Genomic DNA, 18,923 nt, shown 5'->3' on the forward strand with positions numbered 1-18,923 from the left:
AGGGCTCAAACGCAGTTAGGTTCCTGAGGGGAGCGAAGGGCTGCAAGTGCGTTTGAGCCTTAGATGTTGTGGGTAGTTCTTATTCCCAAATCTCCTGTTTAATTGTCGAAAGCTTTTCATTTTTAAGGTGCTCAGTGGCCCTGAAAACATCTCTTTGTTCAATTTCCTCTTGCGTCTGCCTTTTAATGGATTTCAAAAGCTTCTTTCCAATGCTGAGTTTAACCCTATCTGTATTAAAACTATCTAAGCAGTTTGTACTAATTCGTCCATTGTTAACTCTAGGTCCACCCCTGTATTGTTCGGTCAATGCAAGCTGTGTCATGTGATTAATGTAGGTCTCCATAGACTTCACTCTATTTTCTTCAATTGCAGCCTGAAGTATCTGATTATATCTTTCATCAGTTAATTCGGGGAAGATGGATTGTAAATGGTCCTTGTTCAAAAAGTTTGATTCAATATCAGTTCCTGCAGTGAAAAATATATCCAACCCAGCATCACTTGCCTTTTGAGCTATATCACGCTTTTCATCTTCACTTAAATAATCTGAATCCCTATGTATTATAATTCGAGCATTGGGAGCATGCTTTTTGATAAAAGCGGCCAAAACAACAGCAGTATCCAATTTTGAACAACCATCATAAGCCCAAACATCAGTTTCATCAAGGTTAAATTCATTTGCCATGAGAATAGCTTTTAATGGTTTAGTGATTGAGTCCTCCGTCAATACAATACACTTAATATTGCCATTATTCAAGAAGTCACCCTTATCTAATGCACCAATTTCCAATAGGACTTTGACAAAATTGTAATCTTCTTCGCTCAATTTTCCATCAACTATCCAATGAACCTCAGCTACCTCTTGAAAAGAATCAAGCAGGTGTCTTGAGTGGGTACTTAAAATGATTTGAAACCCTAATTCTGTTGTTAGTTCATGAAGTTTTCCGGCTATGATTTTCTGATTTTGTGGATGTAAATGACTGTCGGGTTCATCAAGAATCAAAAATTTGGGTCTGTACAAATGCAAGTATGAAAGAATCTGAATTGTCTGAAGTACGCCAGTGCCGTAAGTGTCAATTGGCAGATTCAAATCTCCTTTGATAATATAAACATCAATGTTGTCGTCCCTTCTTGGGTTAAATGAAATTTCTATAGATATATCTGGGAAAATATCATTGAGATCTTCATGAAATGCGCTCCACTTCTCCGCATTTTGTGACAAAATCAATAGGATATTTCTAAAAACACTGTTTGCGTTTCCCTTAGCAGCAGTTTTTCTAACTATACCTTCGCTTTTAAACTGCTCAAAAGCTGCAATTCCTGCTAACCCTGGAACATAAATTGAAAATGGACTTTCAATGTTTCGGATTTGTTGTCCTAGCGCTTGTCCATCAATTGCTACAAGAAGATTTTTATTGCGGCCTTTTCTGAGTGTGAATTCTGCGGTTTCATTTGAATCAGATTCTGTAAACTTAACGAGAATAGCTTCTTCAACTTTCTGACTTAGAGACCCGCCATTCCCCAGCGTGTAAATATCGTTGGTAGGTGTGTACAATATTTGTTCCGGAGTCAATGATGTTGAGAGCCTATCATTTTTCCAATTTGTTCTTCGAAATTCAGCAAGTGATGTAGTTTGAGCAATTGAAATCGAAAACTGAATAGCTTGTAAAATTGAACTTTTTCCAGCATTATTACCCCCAACCAAAACATTTATATTGTCAAGTCTAAGCTCGAGTTCTTCGATATTCTTAAACCTTGATATTTCAATCTTATCTATCATTTGTGTCTTTTTCAATTACCCACAACGGCTCTGTATAAAAAACGTAGGGCTTTCGGAGCACTTTCCTGTCAGCCGAGCAGGAAGTTCATTAAGAGCACTAAACTCTTTGCAACCCTTGTCCGCCCTATGTTTTCTATACTTTGTTAGCGGCATACCCTTTTTTGTTTTTTCAATTTACCCATTCTTGATAGTCACAACCGTACAAGAAATTTGAGCAACCATAAAAAGCCCATTGTTTTCCGTTCTTAGTCCCGCTTCTTTTAACAAGGTCTGCGGTTACACATCGTGGACATTTCTTTATCAATGAATTGTCACTTTCTAATTCCAATTCTGAGATGAACTTTGATTTGTATGAACTGTCTGCAACGAAAAAAACGTTTTCTTTAGCTCTGGTCATTGCAACATAAAACAGTCGTCTTTCTTCTCCATTTTCAAATTGGTCAGCTTCACTTAGCAGTAGGTTTAATACATTGTCATCTGACATTTCAGAAGGGAATCCATGCTTCCCTGAATTGCAATTTATGATAATAACTATATCTGCTTCAAGTCCCTTCGCTTTATGAACCGACAGGAATTGAGCCTGTATGGTTCTCGTTTCTCCTTCTTCTGTTTTTACGTTGTATGAAAGTGTTCCACTTTCCTTGTTAATCCGAAAAACGTGATGTTCATTTTTTACTCTGTCAATATCAAAATTATACCTACCCAAAATAAATATTTCCTTGCTTTCAATATTATCGGTCGTTTCTAATAGTTTATCAAAAATTTGTTTTAGAGCAAAAGTATCGTCTTGATTGTCAGTGACAGAATAATGAATTTCATAGTAAGTTTTGCCCAAATTGGATTTACCCTTTAGTTCCTTTCTTGCTTGGTTAGGGTTCTTTTGAATGAACTCACTGGAAAGATTTACTAACGGATTGTGAAAACGATAAGTAGTTTCAATTTTGGATTTAACTGTGTACCCAAAGTAATTCTCAAACTCTTTGAATAGGGCAATATCACTACCACTAAATCGGTAGATTGATTGCCAATCATCACCAACACAGAATAATTTGCAGGCTGGATTATTATTTTTTATTGCTTTGACGAGTTGATACCTGCCAATGGAAATATCTTGAAACTCATCAATTATCACATAACCAAAGGTTCTGTTGTAACTTCCAATAGTAAGATAGCTTGATGCCTTATTAATCATATCGCTAAAATCAATTTCATTTCTTTCGGCTAATCGATTTTCATAGCGTTCAAAAATCGGCTCAATGATTTTAATGAATAAATCATTTCTCCTCTTTTGAAAATTGTCTTGGGTTTGTCCGTTTTTATTAATTACGTCCTTGATTGTATAGCTGTTGGATTTCATTAATGTTATAAAGGTTTGAAACAAAGCAATAAAGCTGCTAACTTCTTCTTGTGCTGCTTCATTTATTATTTCCCATATTTCTCTTGGTGATTTAGGTTTTAAGGTTATGCCCGCTTCAATTAAATTTTTAGTTAGATTTTCAAATAGACTGTCTTCCGACATTTCATAGCTGAAAGTTTCAATCAATGAAGTACCATATCTTTCGTGCATTTTTCTTGCCCATTCTATTTTGTCCCAATATTTATCTTTCGCTTCTTCTTGAGTTTCTCCGTCTTTTGCGAACCAATGAGGGACATCACCGTTCCTTGAAACGCCAAAATGTTCTATATATACCTTTCTTCCGTTTTGAATTATGGTAAAATCGGGCTTGTATTGTCTGTATGCTCGTGTAGCCGTATCGTGTTCGTATGGATATTCATATTCGTAGTTGATACTATTAAATAAAAGGAAGTTTGCAATCCGGCATTCTTCAATACTTTTTACGACTTCCATCTTGTAAGTTGTTCTGCCTCTTACTGGAATTTCTTTGACTTTATATGTTCTAAAATTCTGGTCTTTGAGGTATTGAACGTAATCACCTTGATTTTCAAATTCAAACTGCGACTTAGTTGGCTTTAAAAAATCAGTAAAGTATTGCGTTACTTGTTGCAAGTAACTTTCGTTTTGAATTAATTCTTTGAAATACTTGGTAAGTAGTGGCCTGAACTGGCTTTCATCAAAAATACTCGGCTGTTTTCCTTCAACTTCAGCAATGACGTCTTTGCCGAATTTATGAAATGTTTTTGCTTCAACTCCATCAATATCTATTCTGTCTGCAAGAGTAGAAGCTGATTTATTGGTAAAAGAGATAAGCAAAATTTCTTCCGGGGCAATTTTGTAACGGTCAATTACATAATTCACTTTTCCAACTATGGTTGTTGTTTTCCCGGAACCTGCACCCGCTATTACAATATTGTTGTCCTCATCCGTTACTATTGCCGTTCTTTGTTGTGTGTCAAGTTTCCTCCCTTCAATATTGTCAAAAAATCGATCGTAATTCTTTAATTCATCTTTTACAAATTGTTTATTGAAGTCGTTGCGAAAGGTTTTGGCATTTTTGAAATAATTCTGAAAAGTCTTTATCGTCTGAACTTCTGTATCCGACAATCCAATTTTTTCGTAGGGTTTGTCTTTGATTTCATTAAAAAGGGTGGCCTGCTTGTTTGTCCAAACAGTTAAAGGATAGTTAGCAAAATAGCCGTTTTGAAAGTCAAGATGTTTTGAAAACAGGTCAACTGATGATTTTATACTGTCGAGTTTTGAAGTGAAAAAATCAAAGAGGCGTTGTCTTGCAGCCTCTCTTTCTCTGGCTAATTTTTCTTCAAGTTCTTTTTTCTTTCGCTTTTTCTCCTTGTCCCACCGATAGAGTAAAAGTCCTCCGACAAAAAGTACTACTATTATTATAAATCCTGTGATAATTTTCATTTGTCATTCTTGATTTCAAGATAGCAGTAAGTTTCTTTGGGTTGCCGCTAACGTACATATATCCGCAACTTTCCCCCCAAACTTGCGGATATTTCCCATATGTGCGAAGGAAGGCATGGCTTATATACGTCGTTGGCTCAAAGTTATACCTATTTTTTATACTACCAAATCATCCAGGGGCGAAACAAGCTTCTCGTAGCCTTTCCGGGTAACATGGCTGTGCAGATCCCGGTAGTACCCATCACGCCCCACACCCACCCATCTCAAATAAGCCCGTTGTTACGGCAAAATACCTCTTTAACCTGTGTCCACCCAGAGAGATGCAGGTCTGCGAACCCGTCATCCTCCTCCACAAAAGTTTCGTGATACAGCTCTGAGGAAAGTTTGCTCCTCAATCCCCCCTCACCAACCCCACCAGCGCCATCATGGCACTTTGGTTTCTTTCTTTCCGGGTGCCGGATATTTCTACCACAGGGCGGTCTTTGAGCAGGGCGCGGTATTGCTCAAAAAGCTCGTCGCGGCGGTGCGGGTCCTCGCGCAGGGGGTCTTCCTCGTAGGGAATATCAGGACGGCACAGCAGGTACAACACGGGCGTAAACTGCTCGTGCATGGCGCGCAATGCGGGTGGCTCGGGCCCCAGCTTGTCGCGGTGCCAAAGCAACACCACCTCCGGACCGGTATCGCTGATGGCAAACAAGGCGGCGCGTTGGGAGCTTTGCCGGATGGCCTCAAGCTGCATACGCGCAATGTTCACCAGGTCATCAGAGGTATAGGGCTGCTCCAGCTGCTCCAGGTAAGCGCGGGCCTGTTCTTCGGCCCAGGGCTGAAACGTAGCCTTCGACAAATCTTTGGCAAGGGTGGTTTTGCCCGAACATTCCGGACCGGTAATCACCACCACGGGCTTCGGGTCGCCGTGGTTCTCCGGTTCCTCCGGCTCCGGCAGCGGCTCCTGCGCGCGGTACTCCTTTCGCCACTGTACAAATCCGTAGGCGGCCATACCGGTATAAAGCAGCATCAGCAGGGCAAAGTAATCCAGTCCGCGGGTGTAGTACAACCACACCGAAAGCGCGTCAATGGCTATCCAGTAAATCCAGTTGCTGAGCACCTTGCGCGCCACCATAAAGGTTGCCGCAATGCTGAAAGTGGTGGTCATGGCGTCGGCAAAGGGCAGCTCGGCGTCGGTCAGCTCGCTCAACAAACTGAACAAGCCAATACCGGCAATGCCCGAAACCACGATGAGCAACACGTGCCTGTCGGTTCGCCACTCCACAATGCGAAAGTTACCGTCGTCGCCCCGGGCTTTGCTCCACTGCCACCAGCCGTACACCGCCATCACCACATAAAACAGGTACAAGGCAGACTCCGCGTAGAGTTTCACGGTAAAAAACAGCACCACGCTGATGGCCGAAGCCAGTCCGCCAAACAGCCAGCACCAGATGCTGCGCCGGGCGGCCAGAAAAACGTAGAGCAGCGAAAACACCACGGCTGCCTGCTCCATTTGAGGCGCCCATTCTTCCATCAGCTCCAGCAGCGGCCGCATCAGTTCAACAGGTCGCCTTTCAGAAATTTCACCGCAAACACATACTTACCGTCCTGCAGAAAAGTGCTTTTCATTTCCTGCTGAATGGCGTTGAGCAGGGCGTCATAGTCGCCGGATACCTGCGTGCTGGTGGCGTTCACCTTTACGGTAAAACCGGGGTGTGCCCTGAGTCGCGCAATAAAATCGTCAATGGCAGGTATGTAGTTTTGGTTGAGGGGGTACAAACTGATTTCGGCGGTGGCTTTGAGCATGTTGATGGGTTTTTAACGGCAATCGCAGGGAGCCGAAAAATGAAAATTTACATTGGGCAGCGCCTCTTTGAGCCAGCTCTGCTCGTCGCGATCTACCTCTACCATGCGCAAATCCACTTCGCGCAGGGAGCTCATTTTTTCAATCGCCACAGGAAAGCGGCTCACCCGGGTACTCCACAAATCAAGCACTTCGAGTTTTTGCATGTTCACCATTTCGTCGGGCAGCCGCGAAATGGGGTTTTTCCCCAGCTTGAGAATCCGCAATTGGGGCAGGCCAATAACCTCCTCCGGAAAACGCTCCAGCTTGTTTTGGGTGAGGTCTAATTTTTCAAGATGCACCAGCGCCGAAATTTCCGCCGGAATTTGGGTGATTTTGCCTTTTTTCAGGGTAAGGCTCCGGAGGTTGGTAAGGGTGAACACCTCCGGGGGAATTTCACCCTTTTTCACATTGAGGCGCAGGTAGTACACCGCGTCGGGGTCGCGAAGGGCTTCCTGCAAACTCCTGAATTCATAGTCGTAATCCTGCTGCAGGTCTTCAATAAACTGCGCCCGTGAGCCGGTAGCCATCAGCAGTAAAAACGCTATGGTCAGGAAGTTTTTCATCTTCGCTGAAGGGTTTCGCGCACCCGTTCTCTGTCGGCAATAAGTTGTTCTTTGAGCTGCTCCATGCTGTTGAAACGCGTTTCGTTGCGCAATCTTGCTACAAAGCCAATGCCCAATTGCTGTCCGTAAAGGTCGCCTTTAAAATCGAGCAAATGCACCTCAAGGGTAGTGGTTTTGTCGGAACCGGCGATGGTGGGGCGCATGCCGATGTTGAGCATTCCGGCATGGTGCGTTCCATTCACGGTCACTTCTACTGCGTACACGCCATGCGCAGGAATCATCTTCCAGGGATTGTCGAGCTCCAGGTTGGCCGTGGGGAAGCCTATCTGCCTGCCCAGTTGCTGCCCGGTTACCACCGATGCAGTTAGGCGATAGTGATAGCCCAGGTAACGAGCGGCGCGTTCCACGTCACCTTCGTTCAGCGCGTGGCGGATTTTGGTAGAGCTCACGTTTACCCGGTCAATGTCCTGCGCGGGAATTTCTTCAATATCAAAGTCGTACAACGGGGCGAGCTCCTGAAGGTTTTCGAGGCTCCCTTCGCGGTTGCGGCCAAAGTGGTGGTCGTAGCCGATCACCATGTGCTTCATCCCTATTTGGCTCACCAGCAAATCGCGCACGTAGTGCACCACCGATGTGCGCGAAAATTCGGGGGTAAAAGGGTGGATGATGAAGTGATCAATACCGGCCTCTGCGAGTAAATCGGTTTTCTCCTCAAGGGTGGTGAGCAGGCGGATATTGGTGTCGGGGCCGTGCAGCACAATGCGCGGGTGCGGATGAAAGGTAAGCACCACCGATTGGCCCTTGTGCTTTGCCGCAATTTCGGTGAGCCGGTTCAGAATGGTTTTGTGTCCGAGGTGCACACCGTCGAAAGTACCCGGCGTTACCACCGCGTGGGCCAGTGGAGCGAAGGAATCAATGCTCTGGTAAACTTTCAATGCAGGCTCTGATTAAGTACTATTTAGGGTGTTTTGAAAAGACTTTGAACTGTGCGTGGTTCGTGCCTCAAAGTTAGAAAAACAAAATCACCCTGATTGAGTTGGTTACTCTGCCAATTAATTCTACTTTTGCGCCCGATTTAAGCGCCTACTTTTTAAACGAAATCATATGTCTCAGGTAAAAGGGAAAATCATTCAAATTATCGGTCCGGTTGTGGACGTTCGCTTCGAGAACTCGGCCGACATTCCGAACATTCTCGACGCACTCGAAATCACCAGCCACAGCGGCCAGATCATCGTTCTGGAGTGCCAGCAGCACGTGGGTGAAGACACCATTCGCGCCATTTCGATGGACGCCACCGACGGATTGAGCCGCGGCATGGATGTAGTAGCCACCGGGCAGCCCATTACCATGCCCATTGGTGATGCGGTGAAAGGACGTTTGTTCAATGTGGTAGGCGACACCATTGACGGTATCGGCGATGTGAGCAAAGAGGGCGGATACTCCATCCACCGTGAAGCACCCCGATTTGAAGACCTGAGCACCAGCGAAGAAATTCTCTACACCGGTATCAAAGTGATTGACCTGATTGAGCCTTACTCCAAAGGAGGAAAAATCGGTCTCTTTGGTGGTGCGGGTGTAGGTAAAACCGTACTGATCCAGGAGCTGATCAACAACATTGCAAAAGGATACGAAGGCCTCTCGGTATTTGCCGGTGTGGGAGAGCGTACCCGCGAAGGAAACGACCTTCTGCGCGAAATGATTGAAGCCGGAATTATCCGCTACGGCGAGGCTTTCAAGAAAAGCATGGAAGAAGGCGGCTGGGACCTGAGCAAGGTAGACAGGGAAGAACTGAAGCAATCGCAGGCGGCTTTTGTGTTCGGACAGATGAACGAGCCTCCCGGAGCACGTGCGCGTGTGGCCCTTTCGGGACTTACCCTTGCGGAGTACTTCCGCGATGGTGACGACGAAGGCGGAGGTCGCGACATTCTTTTCTTTATTGACAACATTTTCCGATTTACCCAGGCGGGATCGGAGGTATCCGCACTTTTGGGACGTATGCCCTCTGCTGTGGGTTACCAGCCTACATTGGCCTCTGAGATGGGTGCCATGCAGGAGCGTATCACCTCTACAAAGCGAGGCTCTATTACCTCGGTACAGGCGGTATATGTACCTGCGGATGACTTGACTGACCCGGCACCGGCAACCACCTTTGCCCACCTGGATGCCACCACGGTATTGAGTCGTAAAATTGCCGAGCTGGGTATTTACCCTGCGGTGGATCCATTGGATTCTACCTCGCGCATTCTCACGCCCGAAATTGTGGGTGACGAGCACTACAACACTGCGCAGCGCGTAAAAGAAACCCTTCAGCGATACAAGGAACTTCAGGATATTATCGCCATTCTTGGTATGGACGAATTGAGCGAAGACGATAAGCTGGTGGTGCACCGCGCACGTCGTATTCAGCGATTCCTTTCGCAGCCTTTCCACGTGGCCGAGCAGTTTACCGGCTTGAAAGGTGTGCTGGTATCTATTGAGGACTGTATCAAAGGCTTCAATATGATTCTGCGAGGCGAAGTAGATCAGTACCCCGAAGCAGCCTTCAACCTGAAAGGCTCTATTGAGGAGGTGATTGAAGAAGGAGAGAAAATGCTTGCGAGCACCAAATAATACTGCGTATGCATCTTGAAATCATAAAGCCGGAAAGCAAGGTTTTTGAAGGAGAAGCTTCTTCTGTGGTGCTTCCCGGCATCGACGGTAGCCTCGGTATCCTGAACAACCACGCACCGCTTATCACCACCCTGCGCGCCGGAACCATCGAGGTGAAAACTGCCGAAGGAAAGCAGCACAGTTTTGAAGTGAAAGGTGGCACGATTGAGATGCTCAACAATAAATTGACTGTACTGGCTGAATAAGCTGCACTTTCAATCTCACACATTGAAGGCCATCCGTAATCGGGTGGCCTTTTTATTTGCTTGTTAAGCGCAGCGCCTTGTTAAGCGCAGCGTCCATGTTAAGCGTAGCGTCCATGTTGAGCGTAGCGTCCTGTGTTGAGCGTAGCGTCCTGTGTTGAGCGTAGCGTCCCGCTACGCTCAATACAAAATGACGCACAAAAAAAACCGCTGACTTCTGCCAACGGTTTTTCAGGTTGTTTAGCAACCAAATGTTTATTTCAGTGAGAATCGTATAGGCAGGTTGTAGCGCACTTTTACAGGTTTTCCGCGCTGCTTACCCGGCGTCCATTTGGGCATGTTTTTCACCACCCGAACAGCTTCTTCGTCACAGCCTCCACCAATACCACGGAGCACCTGCACCTCGGTAATGTTACCTTGAGAATCTACTACGAAGGTTACGTACACGATACCGGAAATACCGGCTTCCTTGGCGATTTGCGGGTATTTAATGTTCTTACCGAGGTATTCGAAGAGCTTGGCTTCACCTCCTGGAAAGGAAGGCATTTCCTCCACAATGGTGAAGATTTCTTCTTCCGCCACTTCCTCTTCGTACTCTTCGATGAACTCAATTTCGGTATCCTGGTCGATCTCCATGTCTTCCAGCTCGAGTTCTTCCTCAATCTCTTCGTCGTCATCTACAATTTCGATGACGGTGGTAGGAGCAGGTGGCGGTGGCGGAGGTGGTGGCTTCTGGATACTTTGTGGAATGATTTCTTCTTCAATCATATCCAGCTCCAGATCTCCAAGGCCTGTATCTACCTTATCAAAGATTTTCCATTCGAAAGCCACCAGAACGAGGGCCAGTGAGAAAAGCAGCCCCATCCACATCAACGCGGGGCGGCGTTTTTCCAAATCTACTTCCGGGTTTTTCTTCAATTCCATGCTTTCGCAGTATTTGGGGCTAAATTAGAAAGTTTTTCCGGATTCCACACGCCGATAATAAAGATGATGGTACCGGTGATATATCCATGTTCCCACAAGGGCTCCGAGGGTATTGGCAACAAAATCGTACACATCGGCATAGCGGTCTTCGAGAAACCAGTGCTGATAGCCTTCGGTGAGTGCTCCGTACAGCACAACCAGGCCAACCCACCACCACTGAAAAGGCCAGTATTCATCCCGGCCCGAAGACCTCCGCAAACCATGCAGAACCAAGATGCTGAGCACGGCAAACATTACAAAGTGAACCCACTTATCGAGGCTCACGGCGTGCATCCAGCCGGCAGAGGGAATATCCTTGCCCGGGATGGAGCAAAGCACAAAGATGATTGCAGCCCATAAAGCTGCCGGCCACCAGCGCTTCAGCATTATACGTTATCCCACCAACTCGCGGTAAGCCGCAGCGTCCAGTAGGTCGTTGAGTTCATCGGGATTCCCAACAGAAACCTTTACCATCCAGCCATCGCCATAGGGGTCCTGGTTCACCACTTCGGGTGAGCTTTCCAGCTGGCTGTTTACTTCAAGCACCTCACCTGAGATAGGCATAAAGAGGTCGGATACTGTTTTTACAGCCTCAACCGATCCGAAGACCTCTTCGCGGTCGAGGGTTTCGCCTTCGGTTTCAATTTCTACAAACACAATATCGCCCAATTCGCCCTGGGCAAAATCGGTAATGCCTACATAGGCCTCGTTGCCTTCGATGCGAATCCACTCGTGGTCTTTGGTGTACTTTAAATTGTCTGGTATGTTCATGATGGGTATTTTGACTTTGGGCAAATATAGCGGGAAAATCTATTGCGAAAGTGTGAACCGGAGGCTCAGACCTGCATTGATGTTACTGGTGGGGAATGTGATGGTGGTTCGGGGCTGGTTCACCATTTGGTCGTAAAACGCTCGCACCGTTAATGCTCTACTAATCAGGTAATCGGCTGCTACTTTAATGGAGATTACTTTTTGACCGGAGGTCACGAGGTTGGTCATCTCAACCATTCTGCGGGTAATCATCAGGTTGTCGCGGATGGACAAATCTACGCGGAGGGTGAGGTCGCTCTTGGGTTTCTTGCCCCCCACTTCAAAGGGTAATTGCACTTGCTGAAAGGTATAACCAATGCCCGCTACGTACTCTTCGCCGCGTATTTCGGTAACCTGGTAGTTGGCTGTACTGAGTGCGAGATTTCGGTCTTTGCGCCATTCAAGCTTGGCGTTGAGTGAGTTGTTAAGCGTGATATCGAATCCGACCAACGGTGCGAACTGCTCTGTGATGGTAATAATGTTGATTTGTGTTTCGTGAATAAAGCTCTGCTCTTCGCTGCGGTCGCGGATGGGCGCCCCTTCGGCGGTGAGTTCAAATGCGGGGTTAGAGGTGTAACCACCGACGGTAAGGTTGGAGCGGTATCCGTGGTTGAGCGTTACGGTGCGGAAAATTTTCTTGAGGGCCTTGATTTTGGACAATCCGTCGTAGTTAAAGTTCCAGTTGGGGTTCATCAAAGCGTCCAGAACAGAGTAATTGAGCGGATTAAGTGGCACCTCTTCAACCGATTGGCCCGTATATGCAGCGAGGAAGGCCGGAATAACCACATCCTGCTGGGTGGGCCCGTATCCGTCGGGGAATTCTGCTCTGTCGAAAACGGGGTTGCTGAAATCACTTTGAGCCGCCAGTCGGTTAGCCACATCCCATCGGTTAAACACAAACTGGTCGAACACGTCGTTCTGGAAGTTTTCGCCATCGCGAATAAACGCTGTTCGGATGGGCAAATACGTCATGCTGAAGTTTCCCATCTTCTGGTAGGAGTCGCCCAGGTAATCCTGTAAGTCCTGGTTAAATCGGTATTTTTCCGTTGTGTTCTCAGAAATCATCCTGCTGGCCGTCACCTCGATACGCATGTTGGGTAGCGGCTCCAGGTTTACGCGCATGTTAAAGTCTTCGTTGTAATTGCGTGTTGTGGGTTCCTGCACAAAGGGATTGTCAACCAGCCAGCCCCTGCGCCCGGCATTTTGTATGAAGTTTTCATCCTGTAAACCAAAAATAAAGGCAGCCCCCGGTGCTTGGAATTGGTTATCCATACCCATCATGGTGGTTGAGCGCCCATAGCCCGGTACATAGGTACCTTCATTCACGGCGTACCGCACGTTCACATTCTTCACCGTCATGATAAGCTTGGCCCCGTAATCCCATGGCCTTAACCGATTGGGATCCTTGTTTTTATCCTTGTCCTTATCATCCTCTTTTGGTTGGGGGGCACCCGGCCGTTGGGGCCCACCACGGCCACCTCCGGCCTGGCTTTGTGCCCTGAACTTCTGGTTCACTTTTTTGAAGTAGCCCACCTTGTTGTACAGCGAAAGGAAATTAAACTGGTGGTTGATAGAGACGTTCATGCTGTTCTGGATGTTGTTACCCAGGGTATCCTGGGCCAGCGGTGCCCGTTGCCAGTTGTAGGTACCGGTATAGCGCACATCAGATGTCATCCAGTCAGTGAGGGGAAGCTTATCGAGCGGAAGTTTGTACGATAGATTGAACGCGTGGTTGTAATCCATGGTTTCACCAAAGTTCCGCACACTGCTCCATACGCTGTCTCGCCACAGTTGATACTCATCCTCGAACGACCTGTTTACCCTGCCCGGCGTTTCACCCACAATAGCCTGGTTGGTGGCCATAAAAGACACCCTTAGTTTGTTGGTGATGTCGTATGAGAGCTCGTAGTTTCTGAGCCAGTTAAAGGTTTTGGTGTACAGCTCGGGTTGAGGAAAGTTCGTGATCTGGGTGTTGTTGCGCAGCAGCATTTCGTTGTAGGAGCGATCTACATCTGTTCGGAAAGCCAGTTGTTTGGGACCGAGATTGATGTTGAAATCTTTGATCAGGGCCAAAAAGGGCGAAGACCTGAAAAACTTACTCTTGGCAAATGGCTTCCAGTTGGTTGGCTGATTCATATACGTATAAGCAAGCGAAGCCCGGTGGTTTCTCGTGGTGTTGTGCTGCACCTGTGCCGAGCGCATGTAAATCTCGCTGTAGCTGTAGGTTGCGGTCAGGTTTTCGATATCCCAGGGTTGTGGGTCTTTTTGGTTGTCGGGATTGCGCTCTTTCCGCACGTTGGTAAAGTTGATGCTTCGCCGTTGTTGATAATCCTGCACCCGCCTTCGCCGTTCCCTGGCCACGTCGCGGTCAAGGGTGGCCGCTACCTCGGTTTGCTCAATATCGGGTGCAAGGGGGTCGAAACGCGGATCAGACACCTGCTCGGAATAACCGAGGTACATGGGGATTTTCACGTTGGCACCATCGGGCAGGAGCTTACCCAATTCGAGGTTGGTTGAAATATCAAACCCGCGAGTGGTTTCCTGCTGCCTTTCCTGAACACGGCTTTCGAGGCCGCCAAAACCCGGGGTGCTGTAGTTACCGGATATGGCCACGTTACCGAGGTCGGCAAGCTTGGCACTTATCTGGCCTTGCAAGGCCCAACCCCCGGAGTTATCAAAGTCTGTCATGCGCAACTCATTCACCCATATTTCCGCACATTTGGGCAAGCCATCGTCGGTTTTCCAGGGGTTGGCGCGTGGGCCGTCTCGCTTGGGGTTTCGCACCCCAATCATAATCATACGCACGTTGCTCAACACGGGATTTCCCACCACCGTCATCCTTCGGTCCCCATCGTTGCCGTAAAATGGAATGTTGTTGGCCGGGTGAATGCCGGTAACTACTTCATTGTCTCGCTGAAGCTTGAGCTGGAGCAGGAGGTCAAGCTCAATATCCATTTCATTTTCCTCGGGCCAAACTTCCCTCGGGTTTGCTATCTGATCATTCAGAGAATTGAAATCTGTGGGTAATACGGGAACCTCGTACTCGTAGAAGTTCTGGTCAAAATCGGAACCCAGACGAATAAACACGGAGAGATCTCCAAACTCAATGGGGTCGTCCAAATCGAGCGACTCTCCGTGAATAAACATTTTGAGTCGCTTGTAAAGGCGCATGTCCACCTGGGTGGTTCGGAATGCCGCACGGGCATCTCCATCTTCCAGTCCACACACAATCAGTGCCAGAGATTGCTCATTGAGGTTGCGCAGGTTGGCAGACCCGAGGTCAATCTGCTGTTCAATACCGGGGGGCAGCACATAGTTCACCGGCCTTCTGTCACCGTTTTCCTCAATGTTCACCGCGCCCACGTCAAATACTGTTTCGGGGTTTTCATTTACCGGCCCCTCCACCCCTTCGGAGAGGCTCATCATGTAGCGTCGCCACTCACCGCGAATCAGCTCCAGGCGCGCAAAACGCAGCACGGTGGGGTTTTCCCACTCGCGCATTACCAGGCGCATAAAACGGATGGAGCGGAAGTCTTGTATGTTCACCCTTCGGTTAAAACCCTGCACCGGCACCTTGAACTGATACCAGGTCACTTCACGGTCATCGGAACCTCTGGTAACCAACTTATCGGTAATAAAATTGGAGCCGATCTGCATCAGGGGGTGATCGGGTGGTTGAAATTCGATGGCGTATTCAAAATAAGCTTCTGATGCATCGAGGGTCAAATCCTGGTTTACGTCTTCGGTAGAGGGCAAGGTAGTGGCCAGCGTAGGATAGGGTTCCGGAGCGTCCTGGGTTGACACCGAGTTCCCTTCCAATCCGTTGAATCGCTTGTAGCGCTCAAGGATATCCGGCGGGTTGATCACTTCGTTCTCGTAGGTGTTGTTGCGAAAGTAGAGGTAGTCGTCGTTGGCGGGGTCATTGAAAGCGCGTTGAAAAGCAGCGGGAGTTAAAAAGCCTTGAAGCTGGTTGAGATAGTTGCTGAAGTGACTGCGTTCATCGGGGAGCCCATCGCGCTGGTTGGGCAGTCCGTCGAGACCAACGTCCTGGGTTGCGTTTGAGTTGGTGGTATTGTCAAAGGCGTTTACAATACTCTGGGAAAGCGGCACACGGCCCCAGTTGGTGTAGGTGGTCACCAATCCGCCCCCGTCGTCGGATCCATCCACGGGCAACCCGTTTTCAAAGCTCATCAGTCCATCTCGAAGAATGTCCTCAGAAATGTTACCGAGGTGGATATAGAGCTTACCACCCGGGGTGGTTCCCAGAAATTCCTCCGCGTCTTCGTTAAACGGATCCATCACCCAGAACTGCACAAATTCGATGTTGGCCTGCTCAAAGTCGGTAGTGGTGAGGCTCCGCATAATACCACCCCACCGGCTGGCCGGGTCAATCAAAGAACCATCGGGGTTAATACCCGCCGAATACGCCGAACCTCCGGGCACGTCGAAGTTGTACTGACCACGTTCACTGGGGTAAAAGGCCATGTCGAGCGTAGGAATATTGGTGGGCATACCCGCGGGGAGCTGCCTGTTGGGAAACACCTCCCGCTCAAGCACCTGGCGCTGGTAGTGCCGCAATGGGAAAATATTGTCAGGAGTTTGGGGGTCGTTTCGGTAAAAGAGCGGGTCCACAATGTGCCAACCTATGTGAGCGCGGTTGTAACCAGCCACCAAACTATCTACAAACATAGCTTCGGGGTAGTCGGGGCTGAATTGCGGCGGACTCGCGATAGACCACGCGATAAAGTTCCGTAGGTCAATACGGCTCTGGCTGCCTTCAAAGTCATCAATGTAGGCGTTACCCTCGCTACCCACAGCGCGTGAGTGACCCGGAATCAGGTGGGCAAATTCTCCCGACATGTTGATGCTGGAGACTTCCTTGGTATTGACCAGCGGAATGGCATCAATCATTTTGGTGAGCACATTGGATTCCGTGCTGTAATTACCATCCAGACCCCAAATGGTGTTTCGCACGGGCTCATCGCCAATGTTTACCTTTTGAGTGAGCGGCCGTTCGTAGAGGTGCATCAGGGTACCTCCAAGGTGAAACTTGTCGTTGAACCGGTATTCAAACCTTTGCCCGAGGAGGGTTTTGGTTTGGATACTAAAGAGCGTATTGCTCTCAAGCTGAATTTTAATGGGCGTTTTAGACTCTAGAAGCCCGGAGTTGAGGATGCGTACACGCCCCATGTTGTAATCCACGGTATAATCCACGTTTTCCTGCAGCATCACACCACCGGCGGTTACGGTCACCGAACCTTGCGGAATGTTCAGCGCGTTGAGCGAAATTTCATCGGATGATGCACTTTGGTAGGTACCCTGTATGGTAAAACGGTTTACCCCGGGCATAAGCTGAGCGGCTATTTTTGACGAGTCGTAAAGTGCCTGAAAAACAACCTGTTGCCTGACGGCCTCCGGCACACCCCTTTCTTCCATGGCTTGATCGAGCGTGGTACCGAATGGCTCAATGGTGGTGAAATAGACTCTACCATTTGCCGAGTTGATGGTTCCCCCCTGTGTGGCGGCAAAATCAACAAAGTCGAATCGCCCGTCGGGGATGGCGGCGCCGTTTACGTCAATTCGGTCGAGGCCCAAAAGTTGCACCAGCGGCAAATCCTCTACCCCAGCCTGCGGTATCATGGGGATGTTGATACCCTCGGTGGGGTCATCGTACCAGATGTTGAGGATAAAGTCCTGCGGGTTGATCTGATAGGCTCCGATGGAGTACACGTTTTTCATCATCAGGTCCCACAGCGGAATGAACACGTTTGTGAGTGATGACTTGAGCAGTTTTGCAAAGAGGGCGTTGGCACCGGTGACCCCGTCGGTTGAGAGGTCTCCTACCTGGTAACGCTGGCCATCGAGAAAGTACTCGTAAGAAACAGCAAGGCGCTCATCATTGTTAAGCGCCTGGTTCAAAGAGATAAATCCGAGTTTTGAGTTGTAGGTGAATTCGTTCTCGGTAAGACGTCGGGCATTGGCGATCCGTTCAAAGTGAACCGCCTCCTGAAGGCCCAGCCCTGCCAGCGCGGAAGCCGCTGTGTTGAAGTTTCGAACCTGTGGCACGTCCAAAAGCGTATAAATACTGTTTCGGTTGTTGCTGGCAATGTTTCCGGGTTGTACTACGAGATTGTCCTGCCCGTAATCACTCAAACCGTCTCCCGATTCCCCGAGGTCGGCCAGGGCGATGATGTTACGGTTGTCTTCTACGTCGGCCCGGTAGTTTACCACCCACACTTCAATCCGCGTAATTTGCACATCCGAGTTTACGACGGGGAGGCTTCGCATGGCCCGGTCATAGCGATTGCGGAAAAATCGGCTCAGGAAGAAGTGGCGGTTGGCCTCGTAGTTATCGGCCGAAAGCACAAACTCCTGGATTTGGGCACCTCCCTCCACGTTAATTTCCTGACGCTGACCGCGCTGTTGTGAGAACAAGGTGGTGGTATATAGTTTTCCAAACTGAAGCTCGGCCTTTACCCCGAAGAGCGACTGACTACCACTGATCAGTGATCCGCCAAGGGGCATGCTCACGTTACCTGCCTCAATGCGCTTGATGATTTCGTCGTCGTAACCTGTGTACTCCAGGCGCATCTCGTTTTCAAAGTCGAAGGTTGCCTGCGTGTTGTAGTTGGTGGAGAGCTTCATTTTGTCTCCAATATTTCCAATGATGTTCATCTGGATACGCTGGTCGAAGTCGAAGGTGGTAATGCTTCGCTGGCGCTCGGGAATCTGTGGGTTTTCGTTCTTGTTGATGTTTATACCAAAGATGAGCTCTGCCGTACCCTGTGGGCGGATGTCGATGGTATTTCCTCCGAAAATGCGGTCAAAGGCTTCCGACTCAATTTTGAGCTGGGGAGCAAATCCGCCGCCTGTGCCATCTTCTGCGGCCTGCGCCATGGATTGTACTGCTTCTTTTTCGCGCCAGTATTCCTCCAGCGACCTCTGCATGTCGTAGTTCATGTACTCCTCAAACGACATCACCGTGGGGTTGCGGTAGTCTATTTGATCACCGATGCGCTGGTAGATAAAATAGTTGCCCGTTTCGGGGTCGTATTCTACCACACTTTCAATGTTTGAGGGGTCTTGCAGGTTGATTCCGCCTTGCTGTTCAAAAGGGTTGATATTGTCGCCAAAGGGGAATGGCAGATCCACATCAGGCGAATCCGGCTGAAGCACGTATATGCCACCAGGTATCCATGTCTCCGGGAAAGCGTGGTACGAAGCAACAGCTTCCGTACCGGACGCCAATCCGATCAACAAAATACCCAGTATGAACAGTAGAATATTCCTACACCGTAAACTCAAC

The 18,923-nt window shown here is 48.3% G+C and carries 12 protein-coding genes; 2 read left to right on the forward strand and 10 right to left on the reverse strand.

The annotated features are described in order from the left end of the window. Positions 1-79 precede the first annotated feature (79 nt). The 6 genes from EA392_03900 to EA392_03925 all read right to left on the reverse strand — a co-directional run bounded on the left by EA392_03900 (position 80) and on the right by EA392_03925 (position 7,927). Positions 80-1,792 carry a DUF2813 domain-containing protein gene (locus EA392_03900; GenBank protein TVR40399.1) on the reverse strand — a complete coding sequence of 571 codons (1,713 nt, stop codon included), beginning with the start codon at positions 1,790-1,792 and terminating at the stop codon, positions 80-82. Between the two features lie 154 nt (positions 1,793-1,946). After that, entirely contained in the window at positions 1,947-4,598 is a 2,652-nt protein-coding gene (locus tag EA392_03905; GenBank protein TVR40400.1) for a hypothetical protein, read from the reverse strand. Positions 4,599-4,989: 391 nt separating this feature from the next. After that, positions 4,990-6,138: a hypothetical protein gene (locus EA392_03910; GenBank protein TVR40401.1), complete on the reverse strand. Its 1,149-nt coding sequence runs from the start codon at positions 6,136-6,138 to the stop codon at positions 4,990-4,992. Then, complete coding sequence (locus EA392_03915) at positions 6,138-6,389, reverse strand: hypothetical protein (protein ID TVR40402.1); 252 nt, start codon at positions 6,387-6,389, stop codon at positions 6,138-6,140. Before EA392_03915 ends, EA392_03910 begins: the two co-directional genes overlap by 1 nt. 12 nt (positions 6,390-6,401) lie before the next feature. Continuing rightward, the gene (locus EA392_03920; GenBank protein ID TVR40403.1) at positions 6,402-6,992 is read right to left on the reverse strand and encodes a leucine-rich repeat domain-containing protein; all 591 of its coding nucleotides are present in this window, start codon (positions 6,990-6,992) and stop codon (positions 6,402-6,404) included. Beyond that, the gene (locus EA392_03925; GenBank protein TVR40404.1) at positions 6,989-7,927 is read right to left on the reverse strand and encodes a bifunctional riboflavin kinase/FAD synthetase; all 939 of its coding nucleotides are present in this window, start codon (positions 7,925-7,927) and stop codon (positions 6,989-6,991) included. The genes EA392_03920 and EA392_03925 overlap by 4 nt, the downstream gene beginning before the upstream one ends. 169 nt (positions 7,928-8,096) lie before the next feature. Here EA392_03925 and EA392_03930 point away from each other — a divergent pair, with 169 nt between their 5' ends. Both EA392_03930 and atpC read left to right on the forward strand, forming a co-directional pair. Continuing rightward, a complete protein-coding gene (locus tag EA392_03930) occupies positions 8,097-9,602 on the forward strand; it encodes a F0F1 ATP synthase subunit beta (protein TVR40405.1) in 1,506 nt (501 codons plus the stop codon). A gap of 8 nt (positions 9,603-9,610) precedes the next feature. Beyond that, the gene (atpC, locus tag EA392_03935) at positions 9,611-9,847 is read left to right on the forward strand and encodes an ATP synthase F1 subunit epsilon (protein ID TVR40406.1); all 237 of its coding nucleotides are present in this window, start codon (positions 9,611-9,613) and stop codon (positions 9,845-9,847) included. A 252-nt stretch (positions 9,848-10,099) separates the two neighbouring features. On the opposite strand, the gene EA392_03940 is transcribed toward atpC, so the two are convergent. Genes EA392_03940 through sprA form a run of 4 tightly spaced genes read right to left on the reverse strand, consistent with a single transcriptional unit; the run spans position 10,100 to position 18,922 of the window. Continuing rightward, positions 10,100-10,768, reverse strand: coding sequence for an energy transducer TonB (locus tag EA392_03940; GenBank protein TVR40407.1), 669 nt, complete (start codon positions 10,766-10,768; stop codon positions 10,100-10,102). 24 nt (positions 10,769-10,792) lie between these two features. Then, on the reverse strand, positions 10,793-11,194 hold the full coding sequence (locus EA392_03945) for a hypothetical protein (protein TVR40408.1): 402 nt from the start codon (positions 11,192-11,194) through the stop codon (positions 10,793-10,795). A gap of 6 nt (positions 11,195-11,200) precedes the next feature. After that, positions 11,201-11,578, reverse strand: a complete 378-nt coding sequence (gene gcvH, locus EA392_03950) for a glycine cleavage system protein GcvH (protein ID TVR40409.1) — start codon at positions 11,576-11,578, stop codon at positions 11,201-11,203. Positions 11,579-11,617: 39 nt separating this feature from the next. Further along, a complete protein-coding gene (gene sprA / locus EA392_03955; protein TVR40410.1) occupies positions 11,618-18,922 on the reverse strand; it encodes a cell surface protein SprA in 7,305 nt (2,434 codons plus the stop codon). Position 18,923: the final 1 nt, after the last annotated feature.

This window comes from Cryomorphaceae bacterium (assembly GCA_007695365.1).
Taxonomy (GTDB): Bacteria; Bacteroidota; Bacteroidia; order Flavobacteriales_D; family SKUL01; genus SKUL01.